Genomic DNA, 23,335 nt, shown 5'->3' on the forward strand with positions numbered 1-23,335 from the left:
GTTTTCTGCGGAGCGCCAACAATTGTTGCCGCTCCGCAGAAAACACACCCCCACCCCTCCGCCCTCGACCCCGACCCGCGCTCGCCGTCCGCACCCGCGAGCCACCTCGCCCGACCTACTCCTCCTGCTCCACGAACGCGGCCTTCGCTGGTGGTCCCGCGAACGGCGCGAGTCCGACAAGAGCTCGGCTCGATCCGACGTCTGCCCCGACCCGATCCGACGTCCGAGCCGGCCAACACAGCCCGCGCCAGGGCCTGGGGCCTGGGACACGAGGTACGAGGCGCGGGGCACGGGGCACGGGGCACGGGGCACGGTCGAACCGAAACGGTCGAGCCGAGCCGAGCCGAGCCGAGCCGAGCCGAGCCGAGCCGAGCCGAGCCGAGCCGAGCCCGGACAGCGTGCCACCCTCGCGGCGGAGCGTCGGGCCGGCCGGACTCACCTGTGGAGAAGCCACCTTCGGCGGCCTCCTGTGGACGGGCCCTCGGCCCGTGAGGAGTGCTGCGGAGCGTCGACGGGGCCGAGGGGCTAGGGCTAGGGCTAGGGCTAGGCCGAGTCCCGCACCACGAGCGACGTCGGCAGCGTGATCGCCGCGGGCTCCTGCCCCTCCACGACCTCGAGCAGCAGGCGCACCATCTCGGCGCTGATGCGCTCGAACGGCTGCCGCATGGTCGTGAGGGCGGGGTGGAGCGACGCGGCGACGCCCGAGTCGTCGAACCCGCCCACGGCCACGTCCTGCGGGACGCTCCGGCCCGCGGCCTGGAGCGCGACGAGCGCACCTGCGGCCATGAGGTCGGACGCCACGAACACGGCGTCGAGGTCGGGGCGGCGTTCGAGCAGCTCGGCCATCGCGAGCCGACCCCGCTCGCGCGAGTAGTCACCGTGCGCGACGAGCGACTCGTCGAACCGGTCGCCCAGGGCGTCGCGGTACCCGTCGAGGCGCAGCGTGCCACCAGGGGTGTCGAGCGGCCCCGTGATCGTCGCGATGCGCGTGCGCCCCGAGTCGATCAGGTGCTGCGTCATGGTCCGCGCCCCGGCGCGGTCGTCGGCCGCGACGTACCCGACCCGACCCTCGTACCCGAGCGGCACACCGCACGCGACGGTGGGCACCTTGAGCTTGAGCAGCTCGGCCAGCATGGGGTTTCCCTGGTGCGAGCTGATGAGCAGGACGCCGTCGACGTGGCCAGCCGCGACGTACCCGCCGATCCGACGACGCTCCTCGGGGGTCCCCGCGACCATGAGCAGCAGCGGCATCTCCCGCTTGGCGAGCTCCTCGGCCGCGCCCCGCAGCAGGATCGAGAAGTTGGGGTCCTCGAACAGCAGGTGCTGCGGCTCGGTGAGCAGGAACGCGATCGAGTTCGACCGCCCCGTCACGAGGCTGCGAGCGTGCTGGTTCGCGGCGTACCCCGTGGTCCGGATCGCCTCGTTGACGGCCGCGAGCGCGTCGGGCGAGACCCAGTGGCCCCCGTTGATCACGCGGGACACGGTCCCGCGCGAGACGCCCGCCACCTCGGCGACGTCGCGGATCGTGGGACGTCGCTTCGGACTGCCCGACGGCGCCGCGCGCCTCTCGCGGGCAGGCTGCGGCGCGCCCCCCGGCTCCTGCTCGGGGGTGGCGTCTTCACCGGGTTGCTCCACGACACGTGAGTCTAGGGACATCCTCAGGCCTTGACCGCGCCGGCGGCCAGGTCGACCTGCCAGTAGCGCTGCAGGAGCAGGAACAGGGCGACGAGCGGGACGATCGACAGGAGCGCGCCGGTGATGACGAGCGTGTACAGCGCGGGCTGCGACGCACCCTGGTTGAGCAGACCGGAGAGCCCCACCGTCAGGGGGAAGAGCTTGTCGTCGCCGAGCATGATGTACGGCAGCATGAAGTTGTTCCAGATCGCGACGAACTGGAACAGGAAGACCGTGACGAGCCCGGGAGCCATCATGGGCATCGCGACCTGCGCGAACGTGCGGAGCTCGCTCGCGCCGTCGGTCCGTGCGGCCTCGACGATCTCGTCGGGGATCGACGCGCCCGCGTAGATCCGGGCCAGGTAGATGCCGTAGGGGCTGATGATGCTGGGCAGCAGCACGGCCCAGTACGTGTTGGTGAGACCGACCTGGGCCAGGAGCAGGTACTGCGGGATCGCGAGGACGACACCCGGCACGAGGACGCCCGCGAGCAGCATGTTGAAGACCGCGGACTTCCCGCGGAACCGGTACTTCGCGAGCGCGTACCCGGCCATCGCGGACACGACGACCGAGAGCATCGCGCCCACCCCGGCGTAGAGGGCCGTGTTCGCCATCCACCGCCAGAACAGGCCGCCCCGGTAGGCGTTGAGGTCGGACACGTTGTCCAGGAGGTGCGACGAGGGGGCGAACGTGAACGTCGAGAACAGCTCGCTCCCGGACTTGGTCGACGCGACGACGACCCACAGCACGGGCAGCAGGCAGTACAGCGCGCCCACGAGCAGGATCGCGGTCGCGGCCCCGCTCGGCCGCTCGCCGACCGACCGGCGGCCGGTCCTGGGGACCCTCCGGGGACGAGGCAGGACAGAGCCTGCCCGGGAGCCGGCGGTCTCGGCGACGAGCGCGGTCTCAGCGGCGTCGGTAGTCATGGTCACTTCTCCTGACCGAAGGCACGGCTCTGCACCAGGCGCAGGAACCCGAACGAGAGGACGAACGTCGCGACGGCGATGATCACCGAGGTCGCGGCCGCCGAGTACAGGTCACCGCGGATGAACGCGTCGCGGTAGACCTTCATGAGGGGGGTCCACGTGCTGGAGATCGTGTTGCTGAGCGGCTTGAGGGTCGTCGGCTCGGCGAAGACCTGCAGGGTCGCGATCATCGAGAAGACGAACGTCATGATGATCGAGGGCACAACGATGGGGATCTTGATCCGCCACGCCATGCCGATCTGCGTGCAGCCGTCGAGCTCGGCGGCCTCGTACAGCTCCGACGGGATCGCTCGCAGCGACGTGTAGATGACGACCATGTTGAAGCCGACACCGCCCCACACGGCGATGTTCGCGACCGCGAAGATGACCAGGTTCGACGAGAACAGCGACGGGACGTCCCAGCCGAGCCGGTCGAACACGTAGTAGAAGGGGCTCACGCCGGGCAGGTAGAGGAACCCCCACAGGAGCGAGGAGATCACGGCGGGCACGGCGTACGGCAGGAAGATCGAGACCCGCGAGAACTTCGTCGCGCGCGACCGGCGCGAGTCGAGCAGCAGCGCGAAGAGCAGTGCGAGGCCCAGCATGGTCGGCACGACGATCACGCCGTACAGCGCGACGCGTCCCACGGACGCGAGGAACTCGGGGTCGGCGAGCGACGCCGCGTAGTTCGCGAACCCGTTCCACACCTCGGTCCGCGACCCGGACCCCAGCCCCAGCCCGCTGACCTTCTCGGTGCGGAAGCTCAGGTACACGGCGTAGGCGATCGGCAGCGCGAGGAAGAGGACGAACAGCACGATCGCGGGCGCGAGGAAGGCCCAGGGGGCGCCCTGGCGCCGGGACGCACCGGGTCGGCGGCGTCGCGCCGCGGGCGGCGCGGTGGGCCGCGCTGGCGTGGTCGTGGTCACGGTCTCTCCTCGGAAGGTCTCCGCCGCTCGGGACGGGGCGGCGGCTCAAGCACGGTGCGGAAGGGGGAAGGCGACCGCCCGGACTGACCGGGCGGCCGCCGTCGGGCCTACTCCTCGACGGTGAAGCCGGAGCTCTTCATGTCGTCGAGCGTGACCTTCTGCATGGCGTCGACCGCAGCGGTGAACGCGGCCTGCGACCTCGCCTCGGTGGCCTTGCCGAACTCGTCGTTGTACGCCGAGTAGGTGACGTTGACGTTCGGGCCGTACGTGAAGCTGCCCGCGGTCTTGGCCGTCTGGGCCGCGATCTCGTAGAAGTCGGGCTGGTTCGCGAAGAACGTCGGCGGCTCGGACAGCGCCTCGGCGGACGCCGGGATGTTGGCCGGGTAGACGCCGGTCTGCTCGACGAGGAGGTCGACGCCCTCCTGCGACGCGTTGAGCCACGTGATGAACTTCGCGGCCTGCTCGGGGTGCTTCGACTGGCTCGTCACGGCCGTCGCGGAACCACCCCAGTTGCCCGTGGCCGGCTTCGCGGCGTCCCACTGCGGCATGGGGGCCATCTTCCACAGCCCCGCGGTGTCGGGGGCGTTGCCCTCGAGGACGCCGGGCGCCCAGATGGCCGAGAGCCACCCGATCTGCGTGCCGTTGTTGAGCGCGGCGTTCCACTCGGGGGTGTACATGGGCTTGTTGTCGATCACGCCGGACTCGACGAGCCCACCCCAGTAGTCCGCGACCTTGAGCGTCGCCTCGTCGTCGACCGCGACGGTCCACGCGTCGCCGTCGATGCCCCACCAGGAGGCGCCGGCCTGCTGCGCGAGGCCCGTGAACCAGCCCGCGTCGGTCGCGGAGAACGTGCCGAGGTACTTGGTCGGGTCCGCGGCCTGCAGGGCGGCGGCGGTCGCGGCGTACTCGTCCCACGTCGTGGGGACGGTCAGGCCGAGCTGCTCGAAGATGTCCGCGCGGTAGTAGAACTGCATGGGGCCCGAGTCCTGCGGCACGGCGTACACCGCGTCCGAGCCGAGGGTCACGTCGTTCCAGACGCCCTCCGGGAACTGGTCCGCCAGGTCCGAGACCTCGCCCGAGATGTCGGCGAGCGCGTCGGCCGAGACGAGCGTGGGGATCTTCTGGTACTCGGTCTGCATGATGTCGGGCGCGCCGCTGCCGGCCTTGACCGCGGTGAGCAGCTTGGTGATCGCGGGGTCGCCGCCGTCCTGCTTGTTGACCGTGACCTGGATGTCCGGGTTCGCCGCGTTCCAGGTCTCGACGACCTTGTCGACGTTGGGCGCCCAGGTCCAGAAGGTGAGCTCGACCGGGCCGTCGGCCGCCGGGGCGTCCGAGCCGTCGCCGGAGCTGCAGGCGGTCATCAGTAGTGCGGCGGAGGCGATGATCGCCGCTGCCTTCGTGCCTGTGGACAGGCGCATGAGGTCCTCCTCGTCAAGGAACCATCGCGCTTCTCGCCAGGGCGTCGGGCCACGGCGACTCACGACAGTGTGGGCTGTGCACGGTCACAGTAGTCACGACCAGCATGGTCTTGTCAACATCGTGTTTCATGCTGTTACCTAGGTGTTGCAGCGCCGGTCACACCTGTGATCGTGCACAGTGACGTGTTGAGGAGAGCGCATGACTTCCGTCCAGCCCCGCCCGGTCGGCCCCGTCTACGACGGCTGGCTGCCCGGCGTCGACGCGATCTGCTACGGCGGTGACCACAACCCCGAGCAGTGGCCCGAGGAGGTCTGGGAGCAGGACGTCGCCCTGATGCACGAGGCCGGGGTCAACCTCGTCAGCATCGGGATGTTCAGCTGGGCGCTCATGGAACCCCGCGAGGGAGAGTTCGACCTCGCCTGGCTCGACCGCCTGATCGACCTGCTGCACGCCCACGGCATCCGTGTCGACCTCGGCACCCCCACCGCGTCCCCGCCCGCCTGGTTCTTCCACGCCTACCCCGACTCTCGGGTCGTGACCCGCGACGGCACGGTCCTCGGGTTCGGCTCGCGCGGCATGGTCTCGCCCAGCTCGCCCGAGTACCGCCGCGCGTGCGTGCGCATCACGACCGAGCTCGCCAGGCGCTACGGCACGCACCCCGCGCTCGCGCTGTGGCACGTGCACAACGAGTACGGCGCCCCCGTCTCGGACGACTACTCCCCCGCGAGCGCCGCGGCGTTCCGCGAGTGGCTGCGCGGGCGCTACGGCGACCTCGACGGCCTCAACGCCGCCTGGGGCACCCGCTTCTGGGGCCAGGTCTACGGCGAGTGGGAGCACGTGGGCGTGCCGGCCGTCGCGGCCTCGGTCGTGAACCCCGCACAGCGCCTCGACTTCGCGCGCTTCACGAACGACGCCCTGCTGGCGTGCTTCGTCGCCGAGCGCGACGCGATCCGCGCGCACTCGAGCGTGCCCGTCACGACGAACTTCATGGCGGGCGAGTGCCCGTCGACCGACCTGTGGGCGTGGGCCCGCGAGGTCGACGTCGTCTCGAACGACCACTACCTGCGGGCCGGTGACCCGCGCAACGAGGTGGGTCTCGCGCTCGCCGCGGACCTGACGCGCTCGGTCGCGGGCGGCAGGCCGTGGCTGCTGCTGGAGCACTCGACGTCGGGCGTGAACTGGCAGCCGCGCAACGTCGCGAAGCGCCCCGGCGAGATGGCACGCAACGCGTTCTCCCACCTGGGCCGCGGGGCCGACGCGATCATGTTCTTCCAGTGGCGGGCCTCGCGCTCGGGCGCGGAGAAGTTCCACTCGGCGATGCTGCCGCACGCGGGCACGGGCAGCCGGGTGTGGCGCGAGGTCGTGGCGCTGGGCGCCGACCTGGGCACGGTGGGCGAGCTGCGCGGGTCGCGCGTGCACGCCGACGTCGCGATCCTGTGGGACCCCGAGTCGTTCTGGGCGCAGGACCTGGAGTGGCGCCCGAGCGTCGACGCCCAGCACCGTGAGCGCGTCGACGCGTTCTACGACCGGTTCTGGCGCGACGGCGTCCAGGTGGACTTCGCCCACCCCGCGCAGGACCTGTCGGGGTACCGCCTGGTCGTCGCGCCCGCGTCGTACCTGCTGACGCGGGACTCCGCCGACAACCTCACGCGCTACGTCGAGGCCGGCGGCACGCTGCTGGTCTCGTACTTCTCGGCCGCCGTCGACGAGCACGACGCCGTGCACCCGGGCGGCTTCCTGGCGCCCCTGCGCCGCGCGCTCGGCCTCACGGTCGAGGAGTTCCTGCCGCTGCGGGAGGGCGAGTCGCTGAGCGTCGCGCTCGACGGCGGCGAGACGGCGCCCGCCCTGACCGGCACGCTCGCAGGCGACGTGTGGGCCGACGACATCGCGCTCGAGGGCGCACAGGTCGTGGGCACGTACGTCGACGGCCCGGCCCCGGGAGCCCCCGCGATCACGCGCAACGCGCTCGGCGAGGGCACGGGCTGGTACGTCTCGACGCGCCTCGACGTCGCGGACCTCGGCACGCTCCTGGGCGCCGTCTACGCGGACGCCGGGCTGGCGCCGTCGGGCCTGGTCGAGGGTTTCGAGGTCGTGCGCCGCCGCGGCGAGGACGCCGAGTACGTCGTCGCGATCAACCACACCGGGCACGAGGTCAAGCTGCCCGGCCTGCCCGCCGGGGCCACCGACCTCGTGAGCGGCGAGGCCACGCCCGGCATCGTCGCGGTCGCGGCGGGGGCGGTGCGCGTGCTGCGCTCCCCGCTCGCCTGAGGGGCGCACAGCGCGCCCTGCTCGACCATCAACGCACCACGTCAAGGAGGACGGATGAGATCGACGAGGAAGAGCACGCTGGGGGTCCTGGTGGCCGTGCTGGCGTTCGCGGGGGCCGCGCCCGCGGTCGCGGCGGGCACAGCACCCACGGCGGTCGGCGCCCTGGTGAACCCCGGCTTCGAGGCCGGGCTCACGGGCTGGACCGTCACGAGCGCCACGGGGCACGACGGCGCCGCGAAGGTCGAGAGCGTCGGTCACGGCTCGTCGTCGGGCCGGCTGACGCACTGGGCCGGTGACGCCTACGACGTCACCACGTCCCAGACCGTCGAGGGGCTCGCGACGGGCTGGTGGACGGCGAGCGCCTGGGTCCGGTCGGGCGGCGCGCTCGACGCGACACGGCTCGCGCTCACGGGCTGCGGCGTCGACGACGCGACCACGACCCCGGTCACCGAGCAGGACGACCAGTGGGTCCGGCTGTCGGTCTCGGCGCACGTCACTGGTGGCGACTGCACGGTCGCGGTCGTGACGGGCGGCGCGGGCGGCGCGTGGGCCTCGGTCGACGACGTGACGCTCGAACGTGGGCGCGTGGTGCGCGACGTGCGCGGCGGCGACCTGTCGGGCGTGGCCAAGAACGAGGACTTCGGGGCGACGTACGCGAGCACCGACGGCACACCCGGCGACCCGGTCGAGATCCTCGCCGACGCGGGCATGAACCTGGGTCGCCTCAAGGTGTGGGTCGACCCGGCCGACGGGTACAACGAGATCACGCACGTCGTGGAGAGCGCCCGGCGCATCGAGGCCGCGGGCATGGACGTCATGATCGACTTCCACTACTCCGACCGCTGGACCGACCCGGGCGCGCAGGGCACCCCGGCGGCGTGGGTCGGCGGGACCACGCAGGAGCTGGCGCAGGACGTGTACGACCACACGCACGACGTCCTGGTCGCCCTCCGCGAGGCGGGCGTCACCACGGACTACGTGCAGGTCGGCAACGAGATCAACCCCGGCATGATGTGGCCCTACGGGCAGACGTGGGACGTCGTCCCGGGCGACGGGTACGACACCGCGCAGTGGGACTCGCTCGCGGCGTTCCTGAGCGCGGGCTCCCGGGCGGTGCGCGACGCGACCCCCGAGGCGCAGGTGATCCTGCACCTGACGAACATCAACGACGGGATCGGCGGCCTGACCTGGTGGTTCGACGAGGTCACGTCGCGCGGGGTCGACTTCGACGTGATCGGCCTGAGCTACTACGGGTACTGGCACGGCAGCCTGGGCGACCTGCAGGACGCGGTCGGGACGCTGTCCGAGCGCTACGACCGTGACGTCATGGTCGTCGAGACTGCGTACCCGTTCACGCTCGAGGACGGCTCGCCCGCGTGGGAGAACGTGGTCGACACCGAGGCGAAGCTCGTGCCGGGCTACCCCGCGACGCCTGCCGGGCAGGCCGCGGCGCTGCGCGCGGTCCAGGACGTCGTGGCCTCGGCCCCGGGCGGGCGCGGCCTCGGGGTCGTGTACTGGGAGCCCGCGTGGACGTCCGTCGAGGGCAACGGCTGGGACCCGGCGGACCCGTCGTCGGGCAACGCGTGGGAGAACCAGGCGATGTTCGACCTCGACGGCCGCCTCCTCGCGCCCGTCGCGGCCGAGCTCGCGCCGGACGGGGCCACGTCGGCCTGGTCGGCGTCGGCCGTCTACACGGCCGGGGACGTCGTCCTGCACGACGGCGGCGCGTACGTCGCGTCGTGGTGGACCTCGGGCCAGGAGCCGGGCGCCTCGGCGGACGGTCCGTGGCAGGAGGCCGCAGCGGCCGACGAGACCGGCACGAGCCCCTGGGCCGCGACCCGCGTGTACGTCGCGGGCGAGCGCGTGACGTTTGACGGCTCGACGTTCGCGGCACGCTGGTGGACGAGGAACCAGCAGCCCGACGGCTCCGCGTGGGGTCCGTGGGAGCGCGTCGGCTGACGTCCCTCACCCGCCCCACGCCCGACGGCGCCGCTCACCTCGGAGGTGCGCGGCGCCGTCGGGCCGTGGTGCGGGCGGTTCAGGGGCGCGTCGCGAACACCGCGAGCGAGAGCGCGACCGCGTCCTCGACGACGGCGGCCTGCCAGTCGGGGCGCCTGCCGACCGCCGCCGCGCGCCACGCAGCCCCGCCCCAGGTGCCCGCAGCACCACCCGCCGCCCCGAGGAGCACCGGGAGGAGCACCCCGGCCTCGGCGCGGCGCGCGAGCACGAGCGCACCGACCGCGCCCGACACCATGCGGATCGGCGGGCCCGGCTGCTCGAGCCGCGAGCCCGCGCTCGGCAGCTTGTCCCCCGTGAGCTCGGCCGCGACACCCAGCGCCCCGACCACCTTGGCGACCGTGCCCCACGGCCCGGACAGCGACGACGTGAGCAACGGAGGGGCCAGGCCGAGCGACGCCCGGCTGCCCGCCGCGACCCCGATCGCGAGCGACCGGGCAAGGACGTCGAACGAGGATCGCGAGGCACCACGGGCTCGGGTCATGCTCCCCACGATCACGCGCGGCCCCGGCCCCGGCAACCGGGGAACCGGCTAGCGCGGGCGCCCGTACCGCTCGACCAGGTGCTGCCCGTACGTGCCCGTCCCGTAGGGCTCGTCCGACATGTGGTGACCCGCCGCGTACGCCCCGAAGGTCCGCCCCGGCAGGCGCACCCGGGCGACCCCGCGGCGCCTGCCCGTCGCCCGCAGCCAGGCGCGCGCGGCCTCCCGGCCCGTGATGCGCTCGGGCCCGCCGACGTCCGCGACCCGGCCCGACGGCCCGGCGGCGACGATCTCGACGAGGCGCGCGGCGACGTCGGGCACCGCGATCGGCTGGACCTCGAGGGCGGGCGTGAGCAGCACGGGCGAGAAGCGCTGCGCCGTGAAGAGGTCGTCGACGAACTCGTGGAACTGCGTCGCGCGCAGGATCGTGAACGGCAGACCCGACGCGACGAGCAGGTCCTCGACCTCGACCTTCGCCTGGTAGTAGCCGAGCGGGATGCGGTCGACGCCCACGATCGACTGGAACACGACGTGCCCCACCCCGGCGTCACGCGCCGCGGCCACGACGTGGCGACCCATCTCGACGTCGGCCCGGGGGCCGCGGGTCGCGAGGTGCAGGACGGTCTCCGCACCGTCGAACGCCTCCCGCAGGCCCTCACCCGTGGTGAGGTCCCCGGTCACGAAGGCCGGGCCGGGCCGGGCGGACCGGCTCAGGACGCGGACGACGTGCCCCGCGTCGCGGAGCAAGGTCACGGTGGGGGTGCCGAGCGTGCCGGTGCCGCCCGTCACGAGGATCGTGGTCATGACCGCATCCTCTCGCGTCGGAGGCAGGCTCGCCGGGCGTCCAGGTCTCCGGCGTCGTCCACAGGCCGTGTTTCGGCGTCCTCGTCCACAGATGGCAGTCTGGGCCCGGCGGGCCCGACCGCACGCGCGGCACCCTACCGGCATGAGCCACGGCAACCGCCCTTCCCACCCCCGACGACGCGCGACCAACCGGCACCCGGCCACGCCCCTGGGACCGCCCACCCTCCGGGCGCTCTGGGAACGCCAGGCCACCGAGGCCAACGGCCCCGACGGCTTCCACCACGTCCACGGGCCGCACACCCACGGCTGGCTCCTCGACGACGCCGTGCCCGAGCTGCTGGACCCGGTCCTGCACCCCGACGACGACCCCCTCGAACCGACGTTCTTCGCGAACCTCGACGGGTCCCTGTCCGAGGCGCTCCTCGCACGCCTGGCCCCGTCCCGGCTCGTCCACCGGTCGAACGGCTCACCGCCCCTGGGGAGCCTGCTCCGGGCCGCCGCCGACCACCCCGACGACGTCGTGCTCCACGGGTTCGTCGTCGGACCGGGCCGCTGCGACGAACGCGTGGTCGCCGAGGGCGCGATCCTGCGCTTCGAGGCGGACCTGCTCGTGACCGAGCAGCACGTCCCGGACTGCGAGTGCGAGCTCCTGTGGGCCTACGTGGTCGAGGAGCTGGGGCTCGACGACGCCCTCAACGCACCGCACCGCATCCACCGGATCCACCGCGCGGACGCGCCGGGCGAGACGTGGTGGCGCCTGCTGTGGGCGTAGGCGCGGACGGCGGTGCGGACGGCGGTGCGGGTCGGCGGCGGGCGCGTCAGCCCCGGTCGAGGAACGCCTCGCTCGCCCCTTCGAAGCGCCGCATGAGCTCGGTGAAGGCGAGGCGGTCCTGCGCGGACCACCCGTCGAGCAGCTCGTCCACGAGCGCGTCCCCCGCTGCGACGAACGTCCTGGCGACGCGGGCCCCCGCCTCGGTGAGGTGGACGCGCGAGGCCCGGGCGTCGTCGGGGTCCTCGCGACGCTCGGTGAGTCCCGCGACGTCGAGGCGGCGCAGGATCTTGCTGACGTTCGACGGCCCCGTGGACAGGTGCTCGGCGATGGCCGACGGGCGCCGCGGACCCTGCCGCCACACGACCGTGAGCACCACGATCGCGGGGCTGTCCAGGTCGATCCCCTCGCGGGCCGCGACGGCCGCGAGGAAGTCGCCGCTCGTCCACAGGCCCATGACGCGAACCAGGGAGTCGAGCAGGTCGGACCGGTACCCGGGCACGCGCGGGTCACCCGGAGGCGTGGCCGCCCCGGCGGGGTCGTCGCCCGACGGCATCGCGCGGGCCGGTTCCGGCCGGTCCCGCGGGGCGGGGTCGCCGCCCGGGGCAGGATCGTCGCCCGGCCCCGCCCCGCGGTGCGGTGCGTCGGTCATGCGACCCGGGTGCCGCCGTCGACCGGCAGGACCACACCGGTGATGAAGCTCGCCTGGTCGGACAGCAGGAACGCGACGGCATCCGCGATGTCGGACGGCTGACCCAGACGCTTCATGGGGACGTCTGCCGCGTAGCCGGCGCGCGCCTCCTCGGGCAGCGACGCGAGCGCGGCCGTCTCGATGGCTCCCGGCGCGACGGCGTTGATGCGGATGCCGTCGGTCACGTACTCGATCGCGGTGCCGTGCGTGAGCGACACGACGCCCGCCTTGGCCGCCGAGTACGGTGCGAGGCCGGGCGACGCCTTGAGACCCGCGATCGACGCGATGTTGACGATGCTGCCGCCGCCGTGCCCGAGCATGTGGGCGATCTCGGCCTTCATCGACAGGAACGTCCCGCGCAACGTGACGTCGAGCGTGCGGTCCCAGCCGTCCTCGGGCATCTCGTCGAGGCGGAAGGGTCGGGTTCCCACGCCTGCGTTGTTGACCGCGAGGTGCAGCCCGCCGAACGTCTCGACCGCGAACGCGACGAGCGCGCTCACGTCCGCCGGGTCGGAGACGTTCGCGCGGCGGTACGCAGCGCGTCCGCCCGCTGCCTCGATGTCGGCGACGACCCGTGCGCCGGCCTCGTCGTTCACGTCGGAGACGACGACGGCCGCCCCCTGGGCGGCGAGCCGCTTCGCGACCGCCTCCCCGATGCCGGCGCCGGAGGCGGTGACGAGTGCGACCTTGCCGGCGAACGACGGCGTTCCGGTGATGTGAGGGGTGGACATGGGGACCTCCGGGTGACGATGCGAGAATTTTAGTGTCGTCGCGACACTAACTTGAGGTCAACGGGCGTCGAGTGCCCAGAATTCCCGCCACGACGACCGCACCCACCACAGCCCCCGTGGTGTTCATCACGACGTCCTGCACGGTCGAGTACCGGCCCGGGATCACGAGCTGCGACACCTCGATCGCGAGCGACAGCACGAACCCTGCCAGGACCACCAGCGAGACCGCCCGCCCGAGCGGAACCGCAGGACGCGCCCCGGACAGCACCAGCAGCCCCAGCACGCCGAACGGCACGAACATCACCACGTTCGAGGCGGCCTCCAGGAACCCGTACGACATCGGCAGACCCGCCGACCGGAACGCGTCCAGGACCGCGAGCGCCCACCCGGGCGCGGCCGTCGACTGCGGGGACGGCCAGCACGTCACGACCAGGACGGCGGCGAGGTAGGCGGCGAAGGTCCAGCGGAGGAGGCGCACGGCACACACCCTACGGAAGGATGGTCGCGTGACCGCGACCTCGCCCCTGCCCGACGACGCCCGCTGCCCCTGCCTGTCCGGAGAGACGTACGGGGCGTGCTGCGGGCGCTACCACCACGGGCTCGGCGCGGGTCGCTCGACCGACGTGGCTGGCACGGCCGGTGTGTCTGGCGAGGCCGAGGTGGCTGGCACGGCCGAGGCCCTCATGCGTTCGCGCTACGCGGCGTTCGCGGTCGGCGACGCGGACTACCTGCTCGCGACGTGGCACCCCTCGACGCGCCCCGCGGACCTGGACCTCGACGACGACGTGACGTGGCGCCGTCTGGACGTCGTCGCGACGAGCGCGGGCGGCCCGCTCGACCGGACGGGCGTCGTGGAGTTCGTCGCCCACTACCGCTCTGCGGCGACCCGCGAGCGCGGATCGCTGCACGAGGTGAGCTCGTTCGTGCGCAAGGACGGACGCTGGTACTACGTCGACGGTGACGCCCCGACCCGCCGAGGGTGACGCTCCCTGGTGTCGACGGTGACGTCCCCTGCCGCCGAGGGTGACCACCACTGACGCCGAGGGTGACACCTTCTGGCACCGAGGGTGACGCTCCCCGCCGGCGAGGGTGACCGAGCTTGCCGCCGAGGGCGACTGCCCGTCACCCTCGGCACGCCGGACCGTCACCCTCGGCGGGCGGACCCGTCACCCTCGGCACGCCGGACCGTCACCCTCAGCCCGTCCCGACCAGGACCACGGCAGACAGCACCCCGAGGACGACCACCGGGTGCACCCAGCGTCCGGCGTCGGCTCCGAGCTTCTGGAGGCACGTCACTGTCGCGATCCCGAGCGTGAGCCACAGCGGGTGCCCGGCGACGGTCAGCGCCGCCATGAACGGCGCGCACGTGATCGCGCACGCGCGGGCGTGGAACCATCCGAACCGCAGGGCCGCGACGTCCGCCGTGCTGCCCTCGGTGCCCAGCGGGACCGAGCGGTGGCACCGCGCCAGGGCTCGCCGGACGACGGGAGTCAGCTCCCACGCCGAGGCTGCGACGAGGACTGCGGCGGCCGCCATGACCCCGGGGCGCAGCACACCGACGGCGAACGTCACCCCCAGGCCCACGACCATCCACAGCGAGAGGTAGGCGGCGACGAACAGCGCCGTGGTCCGGTGCCGTCGCCTGCGCGGCGAGGCGAACGCCGCGTGCCGCACGGGCGGGACCAGCCCGGGCAGCATCATCGCGACGATCATGAGACCCCAGTGCCCCCAAGCCCCGGGCCCCTGGACGATGCTCGTCCAGCCCGTCGCGAGAGGTGCGGGATCGAGCCATGCGTCGGCCCATCCTGGGCCCACGTCCCCTCCCTGGAGCTGGTGGTGCGGTGCCGCGGTCGCCACGCCGAGGGTTCCGGGGCTCGGCGTCGACAGCCAGGGGCCGAGGAGCAGCACCCACGCGGCGGCTGCGGCGAGCAGGACCGTCCACTCGGGATGCCGGGCGAGGAACCGTCGCGCCTCCGCACCCGCTCCGCGGGCGTTCAGCCCACGGACCCGATGCCGACGAGCGGCTCCAGGCGCGTCGGACGGGCGCGCGGCAGCGGGGCGCGTCGCAGGCACGCGCGCGGTGGCCGGGCGCGGAGCACGCCCGGCCGCGACGGTCACTGGACCATGAGGCGGACGGTCCGGACGACGACCTCGGGCGCCGCCTGCACCTCCTCCTCGTCGTGGACGAGGGGGTGGAACGTCAGGTGCAGGTGATCGGGGTCCCAGGCTCCCTTCGCCCCGAGGTCGGCCGCGACGTCGGTGATGTCGAAGACGTACGAGAGCCCGTGCTCGGCGTCGGACTCCTGCGACTCGCGGACCCCGAAGAGAGGCAGGTTCCCGACGAGCGCGTCGTCGTCGTCGGTGTCGCCGACGTACACGGCGTAGGTGGGCGGCTGGTCGTCGCCCTCCAGCGTGATGTGCTCGAGCACGAGCAGCAGCCGCTCCGGCTCGGTCGGTGACGCGGCCCGGTCGGTCAGCTCCCGCGCGGCGCCGGGCCCGACGGCGATGTCGACGCTCGCTGTCCGGGACGCGAGGCGCACCGGTTCACGGTTGACCGCGACGGCCTCGGGCGGCACCTGCTCGAGGCGCCGCACGTCCTCCTCGCGACGGGCATCGTCCTCGGCCCCTCCGATTCCGGCCACGGGCCGCCTCCTCTCGCGCTTGAGCGTGCGGGCCGACGGCGGGACGTCGGTGTCCGCGTAGACGTACCCGAACGCGCTCGTCTCGAGCACCTCCCAGCTCTCGGGTTCCCTGCGGGCTCCGGACGGGTCGAGGAACGCGAACCTCTGGGTGAACACGTTCTTCGCGGGGTCGCGCCCCTGCCCGGTGTGGGACCGCCACACCTCCCACAGCCGGTCGATGTTGGAGTGGTGCAGCCAGAAGACGGCGTCGGAGGCCGCGGTGTTGAAGCTCCCCATCTTGCCGCCCACGAAGTTGTGGACGGTGCCGTGCGGGGTGCCTTCGAGGGCGCCGATCGTGCCGCCGAGGTGGCTGAACCCGGTCGTGGGTCCACCGAAGGTCGCCGTGTTCGGGATCTTCGACGTGAAGAGCGGCTGGTGGAACCAACCCTTCGCGGTGGTCTCGGCGGCGGTGAGGACCGCCGTCCCGGCGTTCACGCCGTTCCTGCGCTGCGCCTCGTAGAGCGGGTTGGCGAGGCCGTCGGGGCCGACGGGGTCCCGGAAGGGCGGTGGCAGCGTGCTGGTCGTGGTCGTGTCGTAGTCCCAGTAGGGCAGGGCCCAGGTGTCCTTGACCTTCTGGGGGATGTCGTTCCTGCTGCGGATGATGTCGCGGCAGATCGCCTCGAAGTAGCCCAGGTAGAGCCGGTGCCAGGGCAGGAAGTACCAGGTGCCGTGCTGGCACTGGTTGCGCAGCCCGTCGTGCGGGTCCGGACTCATGCCGTGGACCTGGGTCTGGTGCAGCCAGGACCGGGCTCCCGTGGGCGGGCCGGCCTTGAGGACCGCGACGGCCTTCGCGTACGCGTCGATGATGGCCCGGCCGTCGGCTCCCTGCCGGTAGAGCTTCCAGACGTCCTGACGGACGAACGGTCCACCCGCCTGCGGGCCGGGGTGTGGAGCGGTGGCCATGATGTTCCCCCTCGTGTGCCGGCGGGGGCGTGGGAGCGGGTGGTCGGTCGTGTCCCGGGCGGCGATGCCCGGGCGGACGGGCTGCTCGCCCGCCGCGTCCCCCTGCGTCGTGCAGGGGCGGCCGCCCCTGCACTTCCAGGGTGCGCCTCCTGGGGGTCCTTGTCGCGCGGTCCCGGCGGACGCAGGGAGGTCACCCTCGGCGGGCTCGCGTGCCACCCTCGGCACCCGCGCACGTCACCCTCAGCGGGCGAGCACGTCACCCTCGGCACCGGCGCACGTCACCATCGGCAGGCGAGCACGTCACCCTCGGCACCCGCGCGTGTCACCCTCGGCGGGCTCGCACGTCACCCTCGGCGGGCGCCCGGCCCGGGTCTACCCTGGCCGGGTGCCTTCGACCCAGCGTTCGTTCGCGTCCGACAACTACGCCCCGGCCCACCCCGCGGTCCTCGCGTCACTGACCGCAGCCAACGTGGGCCATGCCGGCTCGTACGGCGCGGACCCGTGGACCGAGCGCCTCCAGGAGTCGGTCCGGCACCACTTCGGCGAGCAGGCCACGGCCTACCCGGTGTTCAACGGGACGGGTGCGAACGTCGTCGCGCTGACGTCGATGTTGCCGCGCTGGGGCGCCGTCGTGACGTCGGAGCACGCGCACATCCACCAGGACGAGAACGCCGCGCCGGAGCGTGTCGGCGGGATCAAGCTCCTCACGGTCCCGTCGCCGGACGGGAGGCTGACTCCTGCGGCGATCGACCGGTTCGTGGGTGACCTGGGCGACCAGCACCGCGCGCAGCCGCTCGTCGTCTCGATCACGCAGGCGACCGAGCTGGGCACGGTCTACTCCCCCGACGAGATCCGCGCGATCAGCGACCGCGCGCACGCCGCGGGGCTGCGGGTCCATCTCGACGGGGCACGGCTCGCGAACGCGGCGGCCTCGCTCGGGGTGTCGTTGCGCGCGACCACGACCGACGTCGGCGTGGACGTGGTGTCGTTCGGCGGCACCAAGAACGGCTTGCTGTTCGGTGAGGCGGTCGTCGTCCTCGACCCGGACGCGGCGCGGGGAGTCGACTTCGTCCGCAAGATGACCATGCAGCTCGCGTCGAAGATGCGTTTCGTCTCGGCGCAGCTCACGGCGCTGCTCGAGGACGACCTGTGGCGCACCAACGCGGCGCACGCCAACGCCATGGCCGCGCGCCTGCGCGCGGCGCTCGCGCCCGTGTCGACCGCAGAGGCGCCCGACGGCGGGACGTACGCGGCGCCGTCGGGCGTGGTGTTCACGCAGCCCACCCAGGCGAACGCGGTGTTCGCGGTGCTGCCGCGCGCAGCGGCGGAGGCTCTGCGCGCGGACTTCGCGTTCTACGACTGGGCGGCTGCGGCCCCCGATCCCGTCACGGGCGACGAGCGCGTCGAGGTCCGCTGGATGTGCTCGTGGGACACGTCGGAGGACGACGTGGACGCGTTCGCGGCCGCGGTCGGCGCGCTCGCGTGAACGCCGGAGCGGGCGTGACCGGGTAGGTCACGCCCGCTCCGGGGCACGCTCGGGCGGTGGTCCGGTCAGGACCTCATGCCCGACGGCGCCGCGCCCCGACGAGGAGTGCGCCACCTCCGCCGATCAGCAGCAGCGCGACGGCGGCGATGCCCGCGACGCGGGCTCCCGTGGCCGCGAGACCGCCGTCCGCGGCGTTCGCGGTGTTGGTCAGCGTCACGGCGACGGTCTGTCCCGCGCCGATCGTGATCGAGGTGACCTTCTGACCGTCGACCGTGAAGACCGGCGTCCCCCAGGTCACGCCGGCGACCTTCGGCAGGTCGACCTCGGCGAGGTCGACGACCGTCCCGGCGGGGAGGTTCGCCGGGCCCTCGACGACGGTGCCGTCGGCGCGGACCGTCAGGGTGCCCTCGGTGTGCTCGCCGTTGACGGTCCCGGAGATCGCGACCGTGAACTGCGTGTCTGCGGGGACCTTCGCCGCGTTCTTCCCCTCGACCACCTTGGCGATCGTGAAGCCGCCGACCTGTGCGGCCACGACGTCGGCCGTGTTGGTCAGGGTGACCGCCACGTTCTCGCCGTCGGCGACGGTGACCTGGGCCGGGCTGAACACGGGGGTCCCCCAGACGACGCCCGCGACGGCGGGCAGGTCGATCTCGGTGAACGTGACGACCGTGCCGACCGGGAGGTTCTGCGGCCCGTCCACGGTCGAACCGTCGGCGAGGACCTGCACGGTTCCCGTCACGGTCTGGCCGTCGAGCGCGTAGGAGTAGGCGGCCGTGAACTCGGTGCCGGCCGGGACGACGGAGGCTCCGGAGCCTTCGACGACCTTGGTGAGCGAGAACCCGCCCGCGGGCTCGGCGTTCGCCGTGTTGGTCAGGGTGACCGCGGTGTTCTCGCCGTCGGCGACGGTGACGCTCGCCGGGCTGAACACCGGGGTGCCCCAGACCACGCCGTCGAGCGACGGCAGGTCGATCTCGTCGAACGTCACGACGGTCCCGACCGGGAGGTTCTGCGGACCGTTCACCACGGTCCCGTCAGCACGCACGACGAGCGTGTCCGACGTCGGCGAGCCACCCAGGTCGTAGGAGTAGCGGACCGAGAACTCGGTGCCGCCCGGGACCTGGTCGGCCGTCTCGCCCTCGACGGCCTTGGCCATCGAGAAGCCGCCCGCCGGCGCGGTGCTCGCCGCGTTGGTCAGGGTGACCTCGGCGGTCTCGTCGGCGCCGATCGTGAGGACCTCGGGGCTGAAGACGGGGGTCCCCCACACGACGCCGTCGACGTCGGGCAGCGCGATCTCCTCGAACGTGACGACCGTGCCTTCGACGAGGTCGCGCGGGAAGGGCACGGACGTGCCGTCGGTCAGTCCGCGGAGCGTGCCGACGGTCGCGTGGCCGTCCAGGTCGTAGGAGTACTGCACGGTGAACTCGGTGCCGTCCGGGACGAGCCCGGCCGCCGGGCCTGTGACGACCTTCTTGATCGAGAACGTCCCCACCGCGAGGTCCGCCGTGTTCGTGAGCGTGACGGCGGTGTTCTCGCCGCTGCCGATCGTGACGCTCGCCGGGCTGAAGACCGGCGTGCCCCACTCGACGCCGACCACGTGGGCGGGCGCGAGCTCGGTGAACGTCACCACGGTGCCCGCGACGAGGTTCTGCGGGCCGTCGACGACGGTCCCGTCGGCGAGGAGGGTCAGGGTCCCGCCGAGCGTGGTGCCGTCGACCGTGTACTCGTAGGTCGCGGTGAACTCGGTGCCGGCCGGGACGCGGCCTGCGGCCTCACCCGTGAGGGCCTTGGCCATCGAGAAGCCGCCGAGCGGGACGACGACCGCGTCCGCGGTGTTCGTCACGGTCACCAGGGAGTTCTCGCCGTCGGCGACCGTGATGCTCGCCGGGCTGAACACCGGGGTCCCCCAGACCACGCCGTCGACCGACGGCGGGGCGAGCTCGGTGAACGTCACGACGGTGCCGACCGGGAGGTTCTGCGGACCGTCCACGACCGTGCCGTCGGCGAGGACGGTGAGCGTGCCGGTGACGGTGGCCCCACCCAGGTCGTAGGAGTACCGGACCTGGAACTCGGTGTCGCCCGGCACTGCGCCGTCGGGCGCGGTGCCGGTCAAGGCCTTGGCGAGCGAGAAGCCCCCTGCGGGCGCGTCGAGAGCCGTGTTGGTCAGCGTGACCGCAGTCTTCGCTCCTGCGCCGACCGTGATCGTCGCCGGGCTGAACACCGGGGTGCCCCACACGACGCCGTCGATCGCGGGGAGCGCGATCTCCTCGAACGTCACGACCGTGCCCGCGCGCAGGTTCTGGGGCCCGTCGACGACGGTGCCGTCGGCCGAGACCGTCAGGGTGCCCGACGTCGGCACTCCTTCGAGGTCGTACGAGAAGCGCACCGTGAACTCGGTCCCGGCGGGGACCTGCCCCGCGGCCTCGCCCACGACGTCCTTGCTCATCGAGAAGCCACCGCGCTGCGCCTCCTGCGCGGTGTTCGTCAGCGTGACGGTCGAGCTCTCATCCGCGACGATCGTCAGGCTCGCCGGGCTGAACACCGGCGCACCCCACACGACGCCGTCGACGTCGGGCAGGCTCACCTCGCCGAACGTGACGACGGTCCCGGCCGGAAGGTTCTGCGGCCCGTCGACGACGGCGCCGTCGGCGCGCACGGTCAGCGTGCCCGACAGCGTCGCGCCGTCGAGCTCGTAGGAGTAGGCGACCGTGAACTCGGTGTCCGCGGGCACCATGCCTGCGGGCGCGTTCGCGACGACCTTCTGGACCGCGAAGCCGCCCACGGGGACCACCGCGGCGTTCGCCGTGTTGGTCAGCGTGACCAGGGTGTTCTCGCCGTCGGCGACCGTCACGGAAGCGGGCGAGAACGACGGCGCGCCCCACACCACGCCCGGGACGACCGGCAGGTCGATCTCGGTGAACGTCACGACCGCGCCGGCCGGGAGGTCCTGCGGACCGTCGACCACGGTGCCGTCGGCGAGGATCTTCACGGTCCCCTGGGTCGTGGCGCCGTCGACGGTCACGGTGTAGGCGACGGTGAACTCGGTGCTCGCGGGCACCTGGCTCGCCGCGAGCCCGGTCAGGGCCTTGGCGAGGGAGAACCCGCCTACCTGCGCCGCCGCGGTGTTGGTGAGCCGCACGGCGATCTTCCCGGACTCACCGATCGTGACGGTGTCCGACGGGGAGAACGACGGGGTGCCCCACGCGACGCCGGGGACGTCGGGCAGGTCGGGCTCGGAGAGCGTGACGACGGTCCCGGACGGAAGGTCGGCCGGGCCGTCCACGACCGTGCCGTCGGCCTTCACGGTGAGGGTGCCCGTGACGGGCGTCCCGTTCGCGGTGTACGAGTAGGCGACGGTGAACTCGGTGCCGGCCGGCACGAGGTCCGCACCGTCGCCGACCACGCTCTTGGCGACCGTGAACCCGCCGGGCTCGGTCGTGAGGCACGTGAACGGGCCGGGGCCGGTCCACGGGTAGCTGTGCATCTCGAGCCCGGTGGTGAGCCCGTCGATGCCGAAGTCGAGGTCACCGCCGACGATCACGCGCCCGTTCGTCGCGGTCGAGATGGTGGCGTCGGCCTTCGGCGCGAGGATCGTGCCGAGGAACTGGTCGCCGCGCCCGATGCTCAGGCTCGGGGTGTCGGCGAAGTTCCAGAGCGTGCGCGCGGCCCAGTTGCCGAACCCGGGCGTGTTGAAGTCGTTGATGAACCCCGTCCCGTTGCCGGACCAGTAGTTCGGCGCGATGTCGACGGGCTCGGTGCCGGTCACGTTGATCGCGATCGAGACCTTGTCGGGGATCCCGACGAAGTACATCTCCTTGGCGCCGTCGAGCATCGTCGCGGGGATCGTGAACACCTGCGGGTCGTCCGTGCCGGACCCCGTGAAGGTGAGCTGGTTGCCCGAACGCGTCACGGCCGTCCCGCCCCACGAGGCGATCGTGGCCGAGGTGTCCTCGACGACTGTGCGGAAGTCGGCCCAGGGCGCGAGCGCGGCCGGAGCCCCGATCCCCTGCTGGACCGGGGCGCTGGCCGCGGACCCGGTCGTGCTGAGCGAGCCGTCGATCGTCAGCGTGCCGCCGACGTTCACCCCGCCGCCGTTCGGCTGCGTCGATCCGACCGTGATGCCGGTCTCCGAGCCCACGGTCATGGAGCCGCCCACGTGCAGCATGGTCGACCCGTCGGGCGGCGCGATCTGCGACCCCGCCCCGACGGCACCGATGCTGAAGTTCCCGGGGCCGTCGAAGATCGCGTCGCCCTCGACGACCAGGACGCCCTCCGACTCCGCGGCGCTGTGGAGGGCCGAGTAGCTGCCCCCGACCCAGACCGCCACGTTGCTGTCGGTGAAGATCGGGACCCCGGTGGAGACGTTGGGCATGTCTCCCGGTGCCGGGCACTGCGGGAGCTGCGCCTTGGGCGCGGCGGTCGCGGGTGCCGCGAGCGGCCCCGCGCCGAGCGCGACCGCTCCCGTCAGGGCGAGGACCGCGGCGGTGGCGGCAGCGACGGCCCTACCGAACGGGGTACCCGCTCGACGAGCCCGGTGGGGGGTGCTCATGACGCTCCTTCAGGTGACTGGAACAGACGTCCAACTACCCAGAAGACCAGACCCCGCGCGCGGTATGACGGGAGATTCCCGTGCCCCCGGTCACATCTCGCGACACGACCGCACTTCGGCGCCTCGAAATGCGGGACAAGACGGGACGACCGTGGTAATTCGGCCGCGGTCGCCCGGATGTGGTGTTCGCCTCAGTAGGCGTACCTCACACTGTCGGACAGAACCGCCCTCTCAGGACGAACGTGCACGATCCACCCACCTTCTGGGAGCATCCGGTATGCGCACCGCGGAGAGACGGCTCATACCCCTCGTGCTCGGCCTGTTCCTCGCAGGCCTCGCCCTCGGCGGGTGCACCGACGCGCCCCCCGAACGTGAGCCCGCACCCGGACCGACCGAGGCGCAGGGGGTGGGCCTGCCCGGGCCCGACCCGGTGCCGACGCCGAGCCGCACACCCGCCGAGGCCTTCGTCCAGCGCGCCACCGAGGTGCTCGACGCCTCCACGCTCCCCGCGGGCTTCTTCTACGACAGCGCCATGGAGCGCGACGTGCCGGGATCGACGAGCACCCTCTACGTGAACGGCGAACCACAGGAGCAAGGACCGGCGCTGCGCGTCCTCTCCGGACGGAACGGACCGACAGCCCTGACCGAGGGGTGGCGCGAGGTCCCCGAGCTCTCGGGGACCTTCCCCGTCTCCGTCGGGCCGACGACCTGGGCACCGACAGGCACCACCGTCACGATCGACGCGACCCCCGCAGGGGTGGTCCAGCTCGTCGGCGACGGCATCCCCGAGCAGGACCTGCTGGACCTGGCGGCCCGTCTCCTCACCGAGCCCTGAGAGCACCGTGGACGACAGGAGGCCGCCCCCTCGTCGAACGACGGGGCGGCCACCAGTGGGGGGTGGTAAGGGGGGTGTCTTATAAACAAAAACGAGCCCACCAGACCATCTTGCCTGGGGGATTGCGGGGTGGGGGTGGT

Annotated in this window: 18 protein-coding genes; 6 read left to right on the forward strand and 12 right to left on the reverse strand. The window is 72.8% G+C overall.

Annotated features, from left to right (window positions below):
- Window positions 1-543: 543 nt before the first annotated feature.
- From ACFVQ3_RS08365 to ACFVQ3_RS08380, 4 genes are all read right to left on the reverse strand, one after another.
- Window positions 544-1,524, reverse strand: coding sequence for a LacI family DNA-binding transcriptional regulator (locus ACFVQ3_RS08365; RefSeq protein WP_387637679.1), 981 nt, complete (start codon window positions 1,522-1,524; stop codon window positions 544-546).
- Window positions 1,525-1,658: 134 nt separating this feature from the next.
- Window positions 1,659-2,600 carry a carbohydrate ABC transporter permease gene (locus tag ACFVQ3_RS08370; protein WP_387637412.1) on the reverse strand — a complete coding sequence of 314 codons (942 nt, stop codon included), beginning with the start codon at window positions 2,598-2,600 and terminating at the stop codon, window positions 1,659-1,661.
- A 2-nt stretch (window positions 2,601-2,602) separates the two neighbouring features.
- The gene (locus ACFVQ3_RS08375) at window positions 2,603-3,565 is read right to left on the reverse strand and encodes a carbohydrate ABC transporter permease (RefSeq protein ID WP_387637415.1); all 963 of its coding nucleotides are present in this window, start codon (window positions 3,563-3,565) and stop codon (window positions 2,603-2,605) included.
- A 107-nt stretch (window positions 3,566-3,672) separates the two neighbouring features.
- Window positions 3,673-4,983 (reverse strand): extracellular solute-binding protein, encoded by a 1,311-nt coding sequence (locus ACFVQ3_RS08380; RefSeq protein ID WP_387637418.1) that lies wholly within the window; start codon window positions 4,981-4,983, stop codon window positions 3,673-3,675.
- A gap of 199 nt (window positions 4,984-5,182) precedes the next feature.
- Between ACFVQ3_RS08380 and ACFVQ3_RS08385 the strand changes: the two genes are divergently transcribed.
- Entirely contained in the window at window positions 5,183-7,252 is a 2,070-nt protein-coding gene (locus tag ACFVQ3_RS08385; RefSeq protein WP_387637420.1) for a beta-galactosidase, read from the forward strand.
- Between the two features lie 54 nt (window positions 7,253-7,306).
- Window positions 7,307-9,211, forward strand: a complete 1,905-nt coding sequence (locus ACFVQ3_RS08390) for a glycosyl hydrolase 53 family protein (protein WP_387637423.1) — start codon at window positions 7,307-7,309, stop codon at window positions 9,209-9,211.
- 79 nt (window positions 9,212-9,290) lie between these two features.
- On the opposite strand, the gene ACFVQ3_RS08395 is transcribed toward ACFVQ3_RS08390, so the two are convergent.
- A complete protein-coding gene (locus ACFVQ3_RS08395; RefSeq protein WP_387637426.1) occupies window positions 9,291-9,752 on the reverse strand; it encodes a hypothetical protein in 462 nt (153 codons plus the stop codon).
- A gap of 48 nt (window positions 9,753-9,800) precedes the next feature.
- The gene (locus ACFVQ3_RS08400; RefSeq protein WP_387637428.1) at window positions 9,801-10,553 is read right to left on the reverse strand and encodes an SDR family oxidoreductase; all 753 of its coding nucleotides are present in this window, start codon (window positions 10,551-10,553) and stop codon (window positions 9,801-9,803) included.
- A 142-nt stretch (window positions 10,554-10,695) separates the two neighbouring features.
- On the opposite strand from ACFVQ3_RS08400, the gene ACFVQ3_RS08405 reads away from it, so the two are divergent.
- On the forward strand, window positions 10,696-11,325 hold the full coding sequence (locus ACFVQ3_RS08405; protein WP_387637430.1) for a hypothetical protein: 630 nt from the start codon (window positions 10,696-10,698) through the stop codon (window positions 11,323-11,325).
- Between the two features lie 46 nt (window positions 11,326-11,371).
- Here ACFVQ3_RS08405 and ACFVQ3_RS08410 read toward each other — a convergent pair whose 3' ends face one another.
- Genes ACFVQ3_RS08410 through ACFVQ3_RS08420 form a run of 3 tightly spaced genes read right to left on the reverse strand, consistent with a single transcriptional unit; the run spans window position 11,372 to window position 13,222 of the window.
- Window positions 11,372-11,974 carry a MarR family winged helix-turn-helix transcriptional regulator gene (locus tag ACFVQ3_RS08410; protein WP_387637433.1) on the reverse strand — a complete coding sequence of 201 codons (603 nt, stop codon included), beginning with the start codon at window positions 11,972-11,974 and terminating at the stop codon, window positions 11,372-11,374.
- Window positions 11,971-12,744, reverse strand: a complete 774-nt coding sequence (locus ACFVQ3_RS08415) for an SDR family NAD(P)-dependent oxidoreductase (protein WP_387637434.1) — start codon at window positions 12,742-12,744, stop codon at window positions 11,971-11,973. Before ACFVQ3_RS08415 ends, ACFVQ3_RS08410 begins: the two co-directional genes overlap by 4 nt.
- A gap of 46 nt (window positions 12,745-12,790) precedes the next feature.
- Window positions 12,791-13,222 carry a VanZ family protein gene (locus tag ACFVQ3_RS08420; protein ID WP_387637436.1) on the reverse strand — a complete coding sequence of 144 codons (432 nt, stop codon included), beginning with the start codon at window positions 13,220-13,222 and terminating at the stop codon, window positions 12,791-12,793.
- 28 nt (window positions 13,223-13,250) lie between these two features.
- Between ACFVQ3_RS08420 and ACFVQ3_RS08425 the strand changes: the two genes are divergently transcribed.
- The gene (locus tag ACFVQ3_RS08425; RefSeq protein ID WP_387637439.1) at window positions 13,251-13,727 is read left to right on the forward strand and encodes a YchJ family protein; all 477 of its coding nucleotides are present in this window, start codon (window positions 13,251-13,253) and stop codon (window positions 13,725-13,727) included.
- Between the two features lie 211 nt (window positions 13,728-13,938).
- Here ACFVQ3_RS08425 and ACFVQ3_RS08430 read toward each other — a convergent pair whose 3' ends face one another.
- The gene (locus tag ACFVQ3_RS08430) at window positions 13,939-14,862 is read right to left on the reverse strand and encodes a DUF2182 domain-containing protein (protein ID WP_387637442.1); all 924 of its coding nucleotides are present in this window, start codon (window positions 14,860-14,862) and stop codon (window positions 13,939-13,941) included.
- A complete protein-coding gene (locus ACFVQ3_RS08435) occupies window positions 14,859-16,328 on the reverse strand; it encodes a tyrosinase family protein (RefSeq protein ID WP_387637444.1) in 1,470 nt (489 codons plus the stop codon). Before ACFVQ3_RS08435 ends, ACFVQ3_RS08430 begins: the two co-directional genes overlap by 4 nt.
- A gap of 385 nt (window positions 16,329-16,713) precedes the next feature.
- On the opposite strand from ACFVQ3_RS08435, the gene ACFVQ3_RS08440 reads away from it, so the two are divergent.
- Entirely contained in the window at window positions 16,714-17,814 is a 1,101-nt protein-coding gene (locus ACFVQ3_RS08440; protein WP_387637447.1) for a threonine aldolase family protein, read from the forward strand.
- A gap of 73 nt (window positions 17,815-17,887) precedes the next feature.
- On the opposite strand, the gene ACFVQ3_RS08445 is transcribed toward ACFVQ3_RS08440, so the two are convergent.
- Complete coding sequence (locus ACFVQ3_RS08445) at window positions 17,888-22,360, reverse strand: DUF5979 domain-containing protein (protein WP_387637450.1); 4,473 nt, start codon at window positions 22,358-22,360, stop codon at window positions 17,888-17,890.
- A gap of 277 nt (window positions 22,361-22,637) precedes the next feature.
- Here ACFVQ3_RS08445 and ACFVQ3_RS08450 point away from each other — a divergent pair, with 277 nt between their 5' ends.
- A complete protein-coding gene (locus ACFVQ3_RS08450) occupies window positions 22,638-23,195 on the forward strand; it encodes a hypothetical protein (RefSeq protein ID WP_387637452.1) in 558 nt (185 codons plus the stop codon).
- Window positions 23,196-23,335 lie beyond the last annotated feature (140 nt).

Origin of the sequence: Oerskovia sp. NPDC057915 (genome assembly GCF_042887685.1) — a bacterium.
Lineage (GTDB): Bacteria > Actinomycetota > Actinomycetes > Actinomycetales > Cellulomonadaceae > Oerskovia.

Bases quoted from the DNA above. Each gene is read 5' to 3' on its own strand.
- ACFVQ3_RS08370 (WP_387637412.1), bottom strand. From the start codon at position 2,600: ATGACTACCGACGCCGCTGAGACCGCGCTCGTCGCCGAGACCGCCGGC.
- ACFVQ3_RS08380 (WP_387637418.1), bottom strand. From the start codon at position 4,983: ATGCGCCTGTCCACAGGCACGAAGGCAGCGGCGATCATCGCCTCCGCC.
- ACFVQ3_RS08385 (WP_387637420.1), top strand. From the start codon at position 5,183: ATGACTTCCGTCCAGCCCCGCCCGGTCGGCCCCGTCTACGACGGCTGG.
- ACFVQ3_RS08390 (WP_387637423.1), top strand. From the start codon at position 7,307: ATGAGATCGACGAGGAAGAGCACGCTGGGGGTCCTGGTGGCCGTGCTG.
- ACFVQ3_RS08395 (WP_387637426.1), bottom strand. From the start codon at position 9,752: ATGACCCGAGCCCGTGGTGCCTCGCGATCCTCGTTCGACGTCCTTGCC.
- ACFVQ3_RS08400 (WP_387637428.1), bottom strand. From the start codon at position 10,553: ATGACCACGATCCTCGTGACGGGCGGCACCGGCACGCTCGGCACCCCC.
- ACFVQ3_RS08405 (WP_387637430.1), top strand. From the start codon at position 10,696: ATGAGCCACGGCAACCGCCCTTCCCACCCCCGACGACGCGCGACCAAC.
- ACFVQ3_RS08410 (WP_387637433.1), bottom strand. From the start codon at position 11,974: ATGACCGACGCACCGCACCGCGGGGCGGGGCCGGGCGACGATCCTGCC.
- ACFVQ3_RS08415 (WP_387637434.1), bottom strand. From the start codon at position 12,744: ATGTCCACCCCTCACATCACCGGAACGCCGTCGTTCGCCGGCAAGGTC.
- ACFVQ3_RS08435 (WP_387637444.1), bottom strand. From the start codon at position 16,328: ATGGCCACCGCTCCACACCCCGGCCCGCAGGCGGGTGGACCGTTCGTC.
- ACFVQ3_RS08445 (WP_387637450.1), bottom strand. From the start codon at position 22,360: ATGAGCACCCCCCACCGGGCTCGTCGAGCGGGTACCCCGTTCGGTAGG.
- ACFVQ3_RS08450 (WP_387637452.1), top strand. From the start codon at position 22,638: ATGCGCACCGCGGAGAGACGGCTCATACCCCTCGTGCTCGGCCTGTTC.